The sequence below is a fragment of the Methylomonas sp. LW13 genome (assembly GCF_016865255.1).
In the GTDB taxonomy this organism is placed as follows: Bacteria; Pseudomonadota; Gammaproteobacteria; order Methylococcales; family Methylomonadaceae; genus Methylomonas.
In genome coordinates this window covers 1,746,063-1,759,711 of the sequence record NZ_CP033381.1, presented here as the reverse complement: position 1 = coordinate 1,759,711, position 13,649 = coordinate 1,746,063, and the positions used below count along the sequence as shown (strand labels likewise).

The window sequence follows — 13,649 nt, the reverse complement described above, 5'->3', positions numbered from 1 at the left end:
GTGGCCAGAAATTGCACGCGCTACGCCCCCCGTGCTAAATCACTTGTGTGCGTCGCAGAACGGCAACAAAGCCAGGAAACGCGCTTGTTTAATAGCGGAAGTCAGCTGTCTTTGATATTTCGCACTGGTACCGGTAATGCGGCTAGGAATGATTTTGCCGGTTTCGGTAACGTACTCGCTCAATAAATCCAGATCTTTATAATCGATTTTGATCGCGTCTTCGCCGCTAAAACGGCAACCTTTTTTGCGTCTAATGTTGTTACGTGCCATCACAATTCTCTTGGTTCAATGTTGATTATTCGGAATCCGCTGCGACTTCAGTCTCAACGACTTCTACTTCAGCTTCTTCGGTTTCTTCTTCGACTTCTTCCTTAACTCGGCTACCGGCTTTTTGACCGTCGTTACCGCTGACAGCAATCGCGGAAGGCTCGGTTACGGCCGCTTTTTGCGCCAGAGTTTGGCTACGCAGAATGGCGTCGTTGAAACGAAAACCGCTTTCCAGTTCTTCAAGAGTGGCTTGATCGCATTCGATGTTCATCAACACGTAGTGTGCTTTATGAATTTTTTTGATAGGGTAAGCCAAATGTCTACGGCCCCAATCTTCCAAACGGTGAATTTTGCCTGCGGCTTCTTCAACGGTGGATTTATAACGCTCTATCATAGCCGGCACCTGAGCACTTTGGTCAGGGTGGACTAAGAAGACAATTTCATAATGTCGCATGATTTCTCCTTACGGGTTTAAAAGCCTCCCATCCGCTTGAACAGTGAGGCAAGGGGTGGGGATAAATTCCCCAAAAAGCTGGGCATTATAGAAATAGGCGCTGTTTTTGCAAAGCAATTTTTCAACAGCGCCTAAAGTTGACTAGGCAAACAGACTCAATAAGCCATTACTGGCGATGGCACGGCCTGCTTCAATTTCTTCGAGCATAGTGTTGGAGGGCTCGGTTGCCGCACTATCGGAATGGCCTTGGCTTTGACTATTGCCACCGCGATTTTGCTCGCCGGCCATTTGGAAGGACTCGCGTCCAGACCGTTGTTCTGATTGTTGCTGGGAAACATTAACATCCGCCAAATTCAAGTTTTGCCCACCCAACATTTCCCGCAACTTGGGGATTGCCGCTTCAATGGCGTCCCTGACCGCCGCGTGCTGGGCGGTGAAGACCACATTGGCTTGATCTTGATTGACATCGATCTTGATGGAAATAGGGCCGAGATGCTCAGGATTCAGGCGAATTTCAGCGGAAGGCACCGCTTGTTTATGCATCCACAACAATTTTTCGCCCAGCTCGGTGTTCCATTCCGGATGAGTCAAATGTTTTTCTATCGTCGGCGCTGACGTTTGCCCGACGCTATTTACCGATTTATTCAGCTGGTTGATGTCGGCCGTCATTCTCGATAACCCCATATCAGCCTCGCTACCGCCAATTTGCTGTTTCGGCACATCGCGCTGCTCGGTTTGAAAAGTATCAGCCGCGCTGTCTTGCGCAAATTGCGGGGACGCGCCGTCTTCGGCGGCCAGGGTTTTGGCAAAACCGCTCTCCGCTACCATCGTCTTCCGCCCTTCATCAGCGCCACTCAATGCCGTCAACGCCTCTTTTTTGGCATCCATACCCAACAGCTCCGGATTGTTTTTGATGGCAGACATCGCCTCGCTGGTTACTACCGCTGATTTCAGCGCGTCGTTAACAACACTCACGCTATCCGCCACCGGCAAGGGCTGAGCTTGCGTGCTTACGTAGATCGCAGCATTCACCGCCTGCTCATCATGTGCAGCCTCGATATTTTCCGTCACTATATCGGCAAGATTCTCTTGATCGGCCGATGCAACCGGTAAAACCGGAGCTTGCGGCGCGGCACCGGTGGCCTCCAAGCCTTGCAAGTATTGCAAAACATCCGCTAAGGCTTGCATGGTATCGTCGAGATTAATATCCTGATCAAGTTTGGTTGCCGTCGGCAAACTCTTGCCGAATAGAGCGGTAAAATCCTGCAAGCTTTGACTGTTCAGAGCATCCGTCCCCAATCCGCCCAGCTGCTGTAAATTCGCCAAGCCGGCGTCACCGGCCGCCCCTTTACTCAATAAACTGTTTTGCAATTGTGCCAGCTGCTCAAGCAGCGTCGCCGAAAACACGCCAGCACCACCACCTTCGCCCAATAGAGCTGTCGTCGCAGCACCGGCGCTATCGGCAGAGGCTAATAGAGACAGCGGATTTAAACCTTGGATATTCATGGCATTTCTCCTGACATTTTTATTTAATCAAGCACTTCCCGTGCCATCCTTGCGTCCTGATCGCGCCGCCCGGTCGTCTTGCTCGGCCTGCTCGCGCTTTTGTTCGACTTTCATTTCTTCAATCAAAGCCAGCTCACTGACTTTTTGCAAACTTTTGGTACGTTGATGCGCCTCTTCCCAGCGCTTACGGGCCCGCTGCACCTCGCGCTCATGGTTGCTTACCGTCTGCTGCTGGCTTTCAATAGCCTGATCGAGCTTATCGGCAAAAGCCCTGAATTCCATCAACTGACTGATGTTGATCCCCGCCTGCTGTCTGACGGCGAACTTACCTGAATAATCCAAACGGTAACTTTGTAAATTTTCCAGCTGGGCCTGCTGCTCTTGCAGTTTTTGCTGACAGATACCCAAAGCCTGCAAAGCGTCATGTTCCTGACGCGCATGCAAGTCGATAATGACTTTCAGTCGTTGCGACTTTTTCATCAGCTAGCCAACAATTGCGCCAACTCGCTCAGACTCCGGCTCAAGTCCACCGATTCGTCCATGCTTTGTTGTAGAAAATCCATGATCGCCGGATTTTTTTCTATCGCTTTATCGATGCGCGGATCGGCTCCCGGCCGATAAGCACCGACGCTAATCAAATCCTTGTTCTGTTGATAGATGGAATACAAACGCCGCAAATCGCGCGCCATTTGCAGATGTTCCGGTTCTATGATGTCCGGCATCACCCGGCTGATCGAGGCTTCAATATCGATTGCCGGATAGTGCCCCGACTCCGCCAACGAGCGCGACAGCACCACATGGCCGTCCAGCACCCCCCGCGCCGCATCGGCAATCGGATCGTTGGTATCGTCGCCTTCCGCCAATACCGTATAAAACGCGGTAATCGAACCGCCGCCTTCGTCGCCGTTTCCGGCACGCTCCACCAACTGCGGTAATTTCGCAAACACCGAGGGTGGATAGCCCTTGGTCGCCGGCGGCTCGTCTATCGCCAAAGCGATTTCCCGATAAGCCTGGGCGTAACGAGTCAAAGAGTCCATCAGCAACAACACGTCCAGGCCCTGGTCACGAAAATACTCGGCAATACTGGTCGCCAGCAAGGCGCCGTGCACCCGCATCAGCGGCGAGTCGTCAGCCGGCGAGGCGACCACCACGGCTCTGCGCAAACCTTCTTCGCCAAGAATTTTCAACACAAATTCGTTGACCTCCCTGCCCCGCTCGCCGACCAATCCCACCACGACCACATCGGCATTGGTAAACTTGGTCATCATCCCCAACAACACGCTTTTACCCACGCCGGTGCCGGCAAACAAGCCCATGCGCTGTCCACGGCCGACGCTGAGAATGGCGTTGATCGCCCGCACACCAACATCCAACGCCTCGCGGATCGGTTTGCGGCTGAGTGGATTGATGGTAACGCCGGATAAAGAGACCTTGGCATCGGTATCCAGCGGCCCCTTACTATCCAAGGGCTTGCCGGCACCGTCTAGCACCCGGCCCAATAAACCAAAACCGACGCTGGCCAGACTGTTCTTGCCCATGGGAATGACACGGCAGCCCGGTTCCAGGCCGTGCGTATCGCCGGTCGGCATCAAAAATAAGCGGGATCCGCCAAAACCGACGACCTCAGCCGTGATGATCTTGCCGGATTTGGTAATTACTTGACACAATGAACCGATTGCCGCCCGGCAACCTTCCGCTTCCAGGGTTAAGCCCACCATCCGCGACAATTTGCCTTCGACCACCAATTCCAGCGGGTCCGCAGCCAATCTTTCCCGATACGGCTGCAAGCGCGCCAGCCACAAGTCGGAACGGTCGGCACTGGGAATCATCGCCCAAAATCCTCACGCCGCTCGCCGCCCAATACGGTGGCGATCACGGCGGCTACCCGGCTTTCGACGCTGGCATCGATTCTGGACATTTCGGTTTCAACGGTGCAGCCGCCACGGCTCAACAAGGGATTTTCCTGTAAGCGCCAAGGCGGCATATTTTCATCGAGTTTTAACGCAGTACGCACCAAGGCCGCATCTTCGGGGTGCAAGTTGACGGTGACCTTCTGAGATGCCAGCGGCAAAGCATTGATCGCCTCCCTGACTACGCCGACGATCTCGCCGGGTTCTAACTTCAACTCCCGGCGAATCAATTGACTGGCAATCGCGATGGTTAATTTCACCAACTCCTGCTCGACCGACTCGTCGAGTTGTTTGAAGGGCTCGCTGAGCGCCTCCAGTAAATTGGCGAACTCGGCCGCCTGCTTTTGCAGCAAATGCACGCTTTCTTCATAGCCTTGTTTGCGCCCTGCTTCAAAACCTTCCTTTTGCCCGTCCGCATAACCTTGCTGCTTACCTTGTTCGAAGGCTTCTGCGTAGGCCTGCTTTTGAATTTCTTCAATCTGTTCCGCGGTCAAAACCTGGGTTACTTCCTCCAATTCGACGGCTTCGGAACGCGGGTTGCTGAAATCCTGCAGATTGGTCCAGCGATCCAGAGCCTGTAATTCAGACTCGGAAAACTTATTGCCCTTAGACGAACTCATCGCCACCGCCACCGCCACCCAAAGCTATTTCACCCGCATCGGACAAGCGTTTGGCTATCGCCAGAATATCTTTTTGCGCGGCCTCCACTTCGCTTAAGCGTGCAGGCGGTGCAGCTTCCAAGTCGTCACGCAACATTTCCGCCGCGCGTCTGGACATATTGGCAAACACTTTGTCGCGTAAACCGGTTTCCACGCCGCGCAGAGCCAACAGCAGCTGATCGGTGGACACTTCGCGCAACAGGGTTTGAATACCGCGATCATCGACATTGATCAAATCGCCGAACACAAACATTTTATCCTGGATGCGTTGGCCCAAATCGGCGTTGGCTTCGTTGATGTCTTGCATCATCGGATCGCTGATACCGCTTTCGATAAAGTTAAGGATATTGGCCGCCGCGTCGATACCGCCGATTTGCGAGGATTTGACGCCGTCGCTGCCGGTCAACTGTTTCTCCATGATGTCGTCCAACTCGCGCAAAGCGGCGGGCTGCACACCTTCTAAAGTAGCGATGCGCATCAAAATATCCGAACGCATGTTTTGCGGCAATAAGGTCAGTACGTCGGCGGCCTGATCGGCATCCAGCAACGACAAAATTATGGAAATGATTTGCGGATGTTCCAGACGAATCAAATCGGCGATGGACCGAGTATCCATCCATTTCAGCTGTTCGATACCCTTGCTGTTGGCGCCCAACAAAATCCGGTCGATGATGCTGCCGGCTTTATCCGCACCCAGCGCGTTGGTCAGCATATTACGAATGTATTCGTCGGAGTCCAGCCCCAGACCCGTTTCGTTTTTGATTTCGATGATGAATTCTTCCAGCACTTCATCAACCATGCCCGAGCTAATCGGTCCAAGCTGCGCCATGTTCGAACCGATCAATTGCACTTCTTTCGGTCCCATATGCCGCAATACCGAGGCTGCTCTATCCTGCCCCACCGCCAATAACAGCAGCGAAGCCCGTTGCGCATGCGTTAATTTCTCTTGCTCAGCCATCGTCTTTCAACCAGGTTTTGATCACTTGCGCGACCAATTTAGGATCTTCGTCTATGAGTTTTTGCACATATTCCAAACGTTTTTCATAGCTTTGCGGCGCTTCGAGTAACAATAAATCCTCCACGCCAGTGGTGATGGTGCGCACTTCGCCGGTTTCTTCATCCACCGACACCGCCACAGCCACCGGCTTGCCGGTCTCGTCGAAACGCACCACACCACCCGTCGCTTCCGCGATTGCTTTGGCTTGCTCAAGGGCTTCTAACTGTTCTTCCTTCGCCACCAAAGTGCGCAGGCCGGGACGCAATACCCCCATGATCAGCAACACCACCACTGCAACGGCGGCCAATTGTTTCAGCGCGCTGGCAAACCAGGGTTGTTGCCAGATGGGTTCGGAAGGGACTTCTTCCAGCGCATCGGGCAATCTAAACGCGACATTGGTGACCGTTACCTGATCGCCGCGGCTGTTATCATAACCCACTGCCTGTTTGACCAAGTCGCGAAGTTGATTCAGATCTTCTTGCGAGTAAGCCACTAAGGTCGCTTTACCGTCGGCTTGCACAACTTTTTTATCGTCCACCACTACCGCCACCGACAGGCGTCTTAAGGCACCTGTGGCCAGTCTAGTATGAGTAATGGTTTTATCCAGTTCGTAATTACGGGTCGCGGTTTTGTTGGACGAGCCGGAACCGGATTCTGCGGCAGCTTGTTTTTCCTGGCCACTAGCGACTTCAGGCGCGGTACCCGTGGGTGGGGGTTGATTGGATAAAGCGCCGGGCACACCTTGCACTTTGGATAAGGAGTTATTTTCTTCCTGAGTTTGCTCGCTACGCAGAGCAGGCAAATCCGGGTTAAACATTTCCTGGGTTTTTTCGGTGACGGTGAAATCGACGTCCGCGGAAATTTGCGCCCGCATGCCGTCGCCGCCTACCAGTGGCGTCAGGATGTTTTCGATTCGGCCACGTAGATGCTCTTCTATATTTTTCTTGTATTCGAACTGCTTGCTGGACAAGGACATATCTTCGCCGCCTTCCTTGCTGTTCAACAAGCGGCCTTTCTGATCCACGACCGTCACCTGACTGGCTTCCATCAATGGCACGCTGGAAGCGACCAAATGCACAATAGATTCGATTTGCTCTTTTTCCAGGGTGCGGCCTTGATAGAGCTCGACGACCACCGAGGCGCTGGGCTTTTTGCGTTCCCGGACAAATACCGATTGCACCGGAATAGCCAGCAGCACTTTTGCGGATTTGACGTTTTGAATGGTTTGAATCGTCAGGGCGATTTCGCCTTCCAACGCGCGCTGAAAGCGCATTTGTTCAACATTTTTGCTGGCGCCGAAGCCATTGTCTTTTTCCAGCAATTCATAGCCCAAGCTGGCACTGCGCGGCAAGCCTTGTGCGGCCAATTTTAATTTCAGTTCCCGCACACTATCGGCCGGCACCATGATCGCGCCGGAGCCGGTTTCGACCTTGTAATCGACATTTAACTTGCTCAGCGCATCGAGAATTTCCGCAGAATCTTTTTCCGCCACACCGGAAAACAGTAAATCGTAAGACGGGGCCTGCGACCACAACACCACCGCTACGCCTATAGCCACACTAAGAGCCAAACCCAACATCAAGCCGACCTGACGTGCCATCGGCATTTTGCTCAGGCTTTTCAATGCAGGGTGCATTTTGTCGGCGTTTGCCATACTTGATTGGGTATGGGCCTCCATCGGTAGATTTCTGTCTAGTTCGCTCATGGCTTATCTTCCGCTGCCTACATTGACATGCCCATCACGTCCTTATAAGCATCCACCAGTTTGTTACGCACCTGGAGCATGGCCTGAAAAGAAACGCTGGCTTTTTGCGAGGCAATCATCACTTCCGCCAAACTGACGTCACTCTGACCCATCTCAAAGGATTTAGCCAAACCGCTGGCGGTTTGCTGAGTGTTATTCACTGCGTCGATGGATTGTTTCAACATGGCGGCAAAATCGCCGGAGGTGTCGCTAGGCTGTGGCTTGGCACCGGCCTCTATGGACATGGCCCGCATCTGGGCGAGCACTTGGTTAACATTCATATCTGACATGATAATGACTCTTTTAGGTTGCCTTGCTTAGCATAAGCATTTTTCAAGCCAAGATTTAACCTGGTACCATCACTCCCGCCTCTTTCATCCGCGCAATTTTATAACGCAGAGTGCGCGGACTGATACCCAGCTTGGCGGCTGTGGTTTTCCGGCTGCCGCTGACGTCGCGTAACATTTGCAAAATGATTTTTTCCTCAGCCGAACGCACGCCGTCGCCCAAGCTGCCGAGCTCGAAAGGGCTGCTCTCGCCATCGGTTTGCCGCGATTCTACGGCAAGACTTTGCACAGCAGCGGGCAAACTCGGCAAAACCAACATATCTTCCTCAAAAATCAGGTCGTCGGCGCCAATTTGATGCCGGCTTTGCAGGATCAAGGCCCGCTGCACCACGTTTTCCAACTCTCTGACATTACCCGGCCAACTGTATTCAGACAACTTGATCATGGCCGCCTCGTCAAAGCCGCCGACCGCTTTCCCAGCCGGACTATGCTTGTGCAACAACTCCAGCGCCAGCGGCAAAATATCGCCCGTCCGTTCCCGGAGTGGCGGAATTTTGAGTGGAAATACGCTCAAGCGGAAATATAGATCTTCGCGAAACCGGCCGTCCTGCACATACTCTTTTAATTTGCGATTGGTAGTCGCCAAAATTCTGACGTTCAGCGCGATTTTGCGATGGCTACCCAGGCGTTCAACCTCTTTTTCCTGCAACACCCGCAGCAATTTGGCTTGCAGCGAAATATCCATCTCGGAAATCTCGTCCAGTAATAAGGTGCCGCCCTGCGCCAGCTCGAACTTGCCGGGCGCCGATTGAATCGCACCGGTAAATGCGCCTTTTTCATAACCGAACAACATCGCTTCCAGCATGTTTTCCGGAATCGCCGCGCAATTAATAGCCTCGAACGGGCCGGCATGATAATGCGAGTTGCGATGAACGTAACGGGCCAGCACTTCCTTACCGGTACCGCTCTCGCCTTCCAGCAACATGGTCACGTCGGTTTTGGCAACTTTACTGGCCAAGGCATAAAGCTTTTTCATGCTCTCGTCAGCCACCACCCGCTCGTTAACCACTGGAGCTTGCCGCGTAATCAACGACGCCACCTTATCGACCAACATCCCGGCTTCGAACGGTTTGATCAGATAGTCGGCCGCACCGGACTGCATAGCTTCCACCGCTTTGGGAATGGTGCCGTAAGCCGTCATCAGCAACACCGGTAACTGTTCGAACTTTTGCTGAATATTCTGTAACAGCTGAAAACCGTCCATCACCGGCATTTGCACATCGCTGACCACCAGCCGGACCGGATGCTTGGCTAATTGGCTCAAAGCCTCGATACCGTGTTTAGCGGAGATGACCCGATAGCCTTCAATTTCCAAGGTATCGCATAGGGCCTCGCATAAAGCCATGTCGTCTTCGACGATAAGTACATCATACTGTTTCATCATTTTGCTCCATTTTGGCATGACCGACGGATAAGCCGAGGGTGTATTGACTGACACAGGGCAGACTCAAACTAAAACTCGTCCCCAGCCCCGGCGTCGAACGGCATATGACACTGCCGCCATGGGCGCGTGCCACACTGTCCACCACCGCCAACCCCAAGCCGGTGCCATTGGATTTGGTGGTGTAGAACGGTTCGAATAATTTAGTTTGCTGGGCTTGGGCTATACCGGGCCCATCATCCGTCACCTTGATGTCGATGCAGCCTAAATCGCTACGCCGGACCGTTAATGCAATGTTGCGCGCACCCGCCTCGGCCGCGTTATTGATTAAATTCAGTAGCGCTCCTCGCAGCGCATCCTCATTGCCAAGTAACTGATCGGTGCTGATGCGATTTTCAATGCTAAATTCGCAGGCAAAACTATCAGCCGCTTCGGCAAGATGCGCCAGTAGCCGCCGCAATGAAAAGCTTTGCATGGCCATTCGGCCCTGTTTAGCAAAAATCAGCATGTCGTTCACTTGGCGCTCCAGGTGATGCAGGCGTTCTAAAATTTTCTCGGAGAACTGTTGGCGTTTTTCGTCGCTTATAGCGGGTTTGCTCATTTGCGAGGCATACAGAATCGCGGTTGCCAGCGGTGTGCGCACCTGATGCGCCAGACCGGCCACCATTTCGCCCATCGCGCTGAGCTGCTTATGCTGAGCCAGCGTGTCTTGTAAGGAACGCAATTCGCTGACATCCGATAACAAAATAATTTGCTCGTTATCGTTACCCAATGAACTATGAGTGATATTGACTTTACGTCCGTCTCGGAGCTGTCGTTCATGCGGCGATTCGAACACCGGTTGCAAACTGCGCGCAGCCACACTCGACCACAATTGGCCCAACAAAGGTTCACCCAAAAAGTCCACCGAATGAACATTGCAATCGATGATTAAACCGTGCGAATTAAGCACCACTACCGCCGCCGGCAAGGCTGCCAGAATTTGTTGCAAGCGGCTGGCGAGCTTTTCCTTCTCAATCAGCGTATTTAAACGCTCGCTACGGGCAGCCTGTAACTCCCGATTGAGCTTGGCCACTTGCTCTTCCAAACCTTGGTAAGAATGCGCCAGATTTTCTGAAAGTTCGTTAAATATCCGGAATGCATCGGTCAAGCGCTCGGTTTTTTGTTGTTGATGCAGCTCTAAAGTACCCATATTTAGTCGCCTAATTGATTGTCCAGACGCTAAAAGCAAAATTTAGACCATTTAAATTTACATTTAAAATCATATTCTTAAATGCGACCAGTCAAGTTTTTGACGACAAGAAGCCGGCTGTTAGTTCCGGACTGGTGGCGAGTTGGCTTTACGACTATGCTATGTGCACACTTGAGCAACTCCCAATTTCGCTATGCGCAAACATCCGATGAAATCCAATTTCCCGTTAAATAAACTACTGCTGATTCTGGCGCTCAACCCCGTACAGATAAGCTTTGCCGACGACATCCAGGCCGGCAAGTTTTACGAAGAGGCGTTACAGTCCTACAGAAATCAGAACAATGCCGAAGCGATCATCCAGTTAAAGAATGCGTTACAGCAAAATGAAAGATATGTTTCGGCTCACATGCTGCTTGGCGAAATTTACTTGCAACAGAAATCGTTGACGGAAGCAGAAGTCCAACTTGGCCTAGCCAAACAATTAGGCGCGGACCCATCTTTAATAGCGGAAAACCTGGCCAAGCTCTATACCTACCAAATCCGTTACAACGACCTGCTGAAGGAAATCGATCCGGCGCAGTTCAATAGCGGTTTGCGTCCAGTTTTGCATGTTTACCGCGGTAACGCATACCTGCAACTCAATCTAATCAGCGAAGCCCTGAATGAATTCGACATTGCCTTGCAAATTGCTCCCAATCAGGTGAACGCCACAATCGGGCGCGCGAATGCCCTGTTAAAGCGTGGCGACATTAAAGGCGCCGATCAAGCTGCCGAGAAAGCCATACAAATCCAAGCCAGCGATGCCGGCGTTTGGTATACAAAAGGCTCGATCAAGCATGCCAACATGGAACTGGATGAAGCTTTAAAATTTTACGACAAAGCAATTGAGCTCAACCCCGATCACGTAGACACACGGCTTGCCAGAGCAGGCCTGTTAATGGACTTAAAGCAAGATGATCGGGCACGGCAAGATTTGGAATATGTGCGCAGAGCTTATCCATTTGAACCGAAAGCAGCCTATCTACATGCGGTTTTACTCGAACGCAATAGCCAGAAAGAAGCGGCGACTAAAGAATTGGAAGTGGCGGCCGACATCATCACCGGCATCAAACCGGAATATTTATCAGCACATGGTCCGACTTTAATGCTCTCCGGCTTGGTTAACTACAGCCTGCAACGATACGACTTGGCAGCGGAGTATTTGCGTCTGTACGTTAAGCAATACCCGGAACAATCAGGCACGTATAAATTGTTGGCCACCATACTTTTAGAAAAAAACGAACCCGAGCAAGCTATTGATCTGCTCCGCCCGGTGCAAATCCGCAATCCCCAGGATCAGCGCCTGGCATTTTTATTGGGAAGTGCTTTCATGAAGGCCGGCAAACACGATATGGCCAATAATATGTTTGGAAAAGCCGCTGCTTTAGGGAATGACAGTGGCAGCCTACAAGCCGAAATAGGCCTTAACCGATTAGCAATGGGCCAGGAGCAGGCAGCAGTTCAAGACCTTGAAGTGGCATTCAAAAAAAATCCGGATGCGGTCAAGGCCGGTATTCCTCTCGTGGCACTTTACATGAGCCGTGGCGAACCGGAAAAAGCGTTGAAAACCGCACAAGCCCTGCATGAAAAAGCGTCGAAAAACTTTACACTACTAAATTTACTGGGGACCGCTCAAGTCAATACCGGGCAATACAAGCTGGCCCGGCAAAGTTTCGAGAAGGCGATTGAACTGAACCCCAATTTTCTCGACGCGCAAATTAACCTAAGTAAACTGGACGTCGGCGAGAACAAACTTGATCAAGCCAGACAGCGCCTGCAAACCTTGCAGCAGAATCATCCGAGCGACATCGATATTCTTATCGAGTTGGCCAAAGTCGAGCAAAGTGCCGGACGCTATGAGCTAGCCAATGACTGGCTGGCAAAAGCGAAGATGATTGATCAAAAATCATTACCGACACTTTTGGCTTTGGTTGAGTTGAATCTGAAGATGGGCAAAGCTGCTGAGGCTAATGCCGCCGCACAAGCAGCGGAAGTAATCGACAAGAACAGCCCCCAGGTTATGGACGCCCTGGCTCGAAGTTACTTGGCTAATAACAATAAGGACAAAGCCTTAGGTGTATTTATCCGCATGGCTGACCAAGCCCGGTTTAATGTCAAACAACTTTACAAAGCGGCTCGTTATCAAATAGATGCAGGCGATTATTTTGAAGCCATAAAGACCTTGAAAAAAGCCGTTTTGGTCGACGAAAATCATATACCTTCGCAAATTGCCTTGGTGGAAATGGAACTGCTCCATGGGAAACCGGTATTTGCATTGAGCCGCGCAGAAAGCCTGTTAAAACAATATCCCAAACGCGCCTTTCCCCACCGACTATTGGGAAACATCGCCGATCATGACAAAAACCTTAGTTTGGCCAACAGCCATTACCAAGCAGCTTTCGAGCTGGAGCCGGATACAGCTTCATTGATGCTGCTTTATGAAAATTTGAAAAAAATCGATCAGCCGGACAAAGCTTACAATTTACTGGATCAGTGGGTCAAAAAGCATCCTCAAGACCAGCTACCGATGGCAGCCTTTGCAAACGAATTACTGAAAAGCGGAAAGTTTAAAGAGGCGGAAAAGTACTACGTCGAGCTATTGAAACAATTCCCCAACGAACCGCAGTTCCTGAACAACCTTGCTTATGTATATCTCAATAACGGCAACAGCAAAGCCTTGTCGATTGCCGAACAGGCCCATAAATTGGCCCCTGACCAACCGGCGACAAACGATACCTTAGGCTGGATCCTCGTCAACACGGGGCAAATAGAACAGGGGCTTCATTACTTACGAAATGCACACTCACTACTCTCGCAAGATTCTGAGATACGCTACCATATCGCAGTTGCCCTCAATCAGTTGCAACGCCAGGAAGAGGCTAAGCAAGAATTACAAGAAGCGCTAAAAGGCGAAGCTATTTTCAATGGCCGCGAACAAGCAAAAGCACTGCTTGAAAAGCTGAGCAGATAGTCGATTTTTCAAAACATGTCGTAATTTTTTACACCATGCGTAATCGCCGACTTATTTTATTCACAAAAAAACAATTAACGCATTGTATTAGAATAATAATTTTTACTATGGCCCAATAAGTGCTCAGATATAAACAGACCGTAAAACTTTGTTCATGACCAATAGTACAATGGTTATTTCCA

At 51.3% G+C, this 13,649-nt stretch carries 12 protein-coding genes; 1 reads left to right on the top strand and 11 read right to left on the bottom strand.

The features are described from left to right. Nucleotides 1-39 precede the first annotated feature (39 nt). From rpsR to JL719_RS07875, 11 genes are all read right to left on the bottom strand, one after another. Entirely contained in the window at nt 40-270 is a 231-nt protein-coding gene (rpsR, locus tag JL719_RS07925; protein ID WP_020482464.1) for a 30S ribosomal protein S18, read from the bottom strand. Nucleotides 271-295: 25 nt separating this feature from the next. Beyond that, entirely contained in the window at nt 296-721 is a 426-nt protein-coding gene (gene rpsF / locus JL719_RS07920; protein WP_033157341.1) for a 30S ribosomal protein S6, read from the bottom strand. A 141-nt stretch (nt 722-862) separates the two neighbouring features. After that, the gene (locus JL719_RS07915; protein ID WP_033157340.1) at nt 863-2,227 is read right to left on the bottom strand and encodes a flagellar hook-length control protein FliK; all 1,365 of its coding nucleotides are present in this window, start codon (nt 2,225-2,227) and stop codon (nt 863-865) included. A gap of 27 nt (nt 2,228-2,254) precedes the next feature. Then, a complete protein-coding gene (fliJ, locus tag JL719_RS07910; RefSeq protein WP_033157339.1) occupies nt 2,255-2,707 on the bottom strand; it encodes a flagellar export protein FliJ in 453 nt (150 codons plus the stop codon). Beyond that, nucleotides 2,707-4,056 carry a flagellar protein export ATPase FliI gene (fliI, locus tag JL719_RS07905; protein WP_033157338.1) on the bottom strand — a complete coding sequence of 450 codons (1,350 nt, stop codon included), beginning with the start codon at nt 4,054-4,056 and terminating at the stop codon, nt 2,707-2,709. Before fliI ends, fliJ begins: the two co-directional genes overlap by 1 nt. Continuing rightward, nucleotides 4,053-4,757, bottom strand: a complete 705-nt coding sequence (locus JL719_RS07900) for a flagellar assembly protein FliH (RefSeq protein WP_033157337.1) — start codon at nt 4,755-4,757, stop codon at nt 4,053-4,055. The genes fliI and JL719_RS07900 overlap by 4 nt, the downstream gene beginning before the upstream one ends. Next, nucleotides 4,744-5,754: a flagellar motor switch protein FliG gene (gene fliG / locus JL719_RS07895; protein ID WP_033157336.1), complete on the bottom strand. Its 1,011-nt coding sequence runs from the start codon at nt 5,752-5,754 to the stop codon at nt 4,744-4,746. The genes JL719_RS07900 and fliG overlap by 14 nt, the downstream gene beginning before the upstream one ends. Continuing rightward, nucleotides 5,747-7,498 carry a flagellar basal-body MS-ring/collar protein FliF gene (gene fliF / locus JL719_RS07890; RefSeq protein ID WP_084153327.1) on the bottom strand — a complete coding sequence of 584 codons (1,752 nt, stop codon included), beginning with the start codon at nt 7,496-7,498 and terminating at the stop codon, nt 5,747-5,749. Before fliF ends, fliG begins: the two co-directional genes overlap by 8 nt. A gap of 17 nt (nt 7,499-7,515) precedes the next feature. After that, on the bottom strand, nt 7,516-7,827 hold the full coding sequence (gene fliE / locus JL719_RS07885) for a flagellar hook-basal body complex protein FliE (RefSeq protein WP_033157335.1): 312 nt from the start codon (nt 7,825-7,827) through the stop codon (nt 7,516-7,518). 55 nt (nt 7,828-7,882) lie between these two features. Continuing rightward, entirely contained in the window at nt 7,883-9,268 is a 1,386-nt protein-coding gene (locus JL719_RS07880; protein WP_269468523.1) for a sigma-54-dependent transcriptional regulator, read from the bottom strand. Beyond that, entirely contained in the window at nt 9,252-10,457 is a 1,206-nt protein-coding gene (locus tag JL719_RS07875; RefSeq protein WP_033157333.1) for a sensor histidine kinase, read from the bottom strand. The genes JL719_RS07880 and JL719_RS07875 overlap by 17 nt, the downstream gene beginning before the upstream one ends. Before the next feature lie 208 nt (nt 10,458-10,665). Here JL719_RS07875 and prsT point away from each other — a divergent pair, with 208 nt between their 5' ends. Continuing rightward, the gene (gene prsT / locus JL719_RS07870) at nt 10,666-13,467 is read left to right on the top strand and encodes an XrtA/PEP-CTERM system TPR-repeat protein PrsT (RefSeq protein ID WP_033157332.1); all 2,802 of its coding nucleotides are present in this window, start codon (nt 10,666-10,668) and stop codon (nt 13,465-13,467) included. Nucleotides 13,468-13,649: the final 182 nt, after the last annotated feature.

What these genes read in the sequence shown, in the direction of transcription:
- rpsR (WP_020482464.1), bottom strand. Translation starts at nt 270, where the DNA reads ATGGCACGTAACAACATTAGACGCAAAAAAGGTTGCCGTTTTAGCGGC.
- rpsF (WP_033157341.1), bottom strand. Translation starts at nt 721, where the DNA reads ATGCGACATTATGAAATTGTCTTCTTAGTCCACCCTGACCAAAGTGCT.
- JL719_RS07915 (WP_033157340.1), bottom strand. Translation starts at nt 2,227, where the DNA reads ATGAATATCCAAGGTTTAAATCCGCTGTCTCTATTAGCCTCTGCCGAT.
- fliJ (WP_033157339.1), bottom strand. Translation starts at nt 2,707, where the DNA reads ATGAAAAAGTCGCAACGACTGAAAGTCATTATCGACTTGCATGCGCGT.
- fliI (WP_033157338.1), bottom strand. Translation starts at nt 4,056, where the DNA reads ATGATTCCCAGTGCCGACCGTTCCGACTTGTGGCTGGCGCGCTTGCAG.
- JL719_RS07900 (WP_033157337.1), bottom strand. Translation starts at nt 4,757, where the DNA reads ATGAGTTCGTCTAAGGGCAATAAGTTTTCCGAGTCTGAATTACAGGCT.
- fliG (WP_033157336.1), bottom strand. Translation starts at nt 5,754, where the DNA reads ATGGCTGAGCAAGAGAAATTAACGCATGCGCAACGGGCTTCGCTGCTG.
- fliF (WP_084153327.1), bottom strand. Translation starts at nt 7,498, where the DNA reads ATGAGCGAACTAGACAGAAATCTACCGATGGAGGCCCATACCCAATCA.
- fliE (WP_033157335.1), bottom strand. Translation starts at nt 7,827, where the DNA reads ATGTCAGATATGAATGTTAACCAAGTGCTCGCCCAGATGCGGGCCATG.
- JL719_RS07880 (WP_269468523.1), bottom strand. Translation starts at nt 9,268, where the DNA reads ATGATGAAACAGTATGATGTACTTATCGTCGAAGACGACATGGCTTTA.
- JL719_RS07875 (WP_033157333.1), bottom strand. Translation starts at nt 10,457, where the DNA reads ATGGGTACTTTAGAGCTGCATCAACAACAAAAAACCGAGCGCTTGACC.
- prsT (WP_033157332.1), top strand. Translation starts at nt 10,666, where the DNA reads ATGAAATCCAATTTCCCGTTAAATAAACTACTGCTGATTCTGGCGCTC.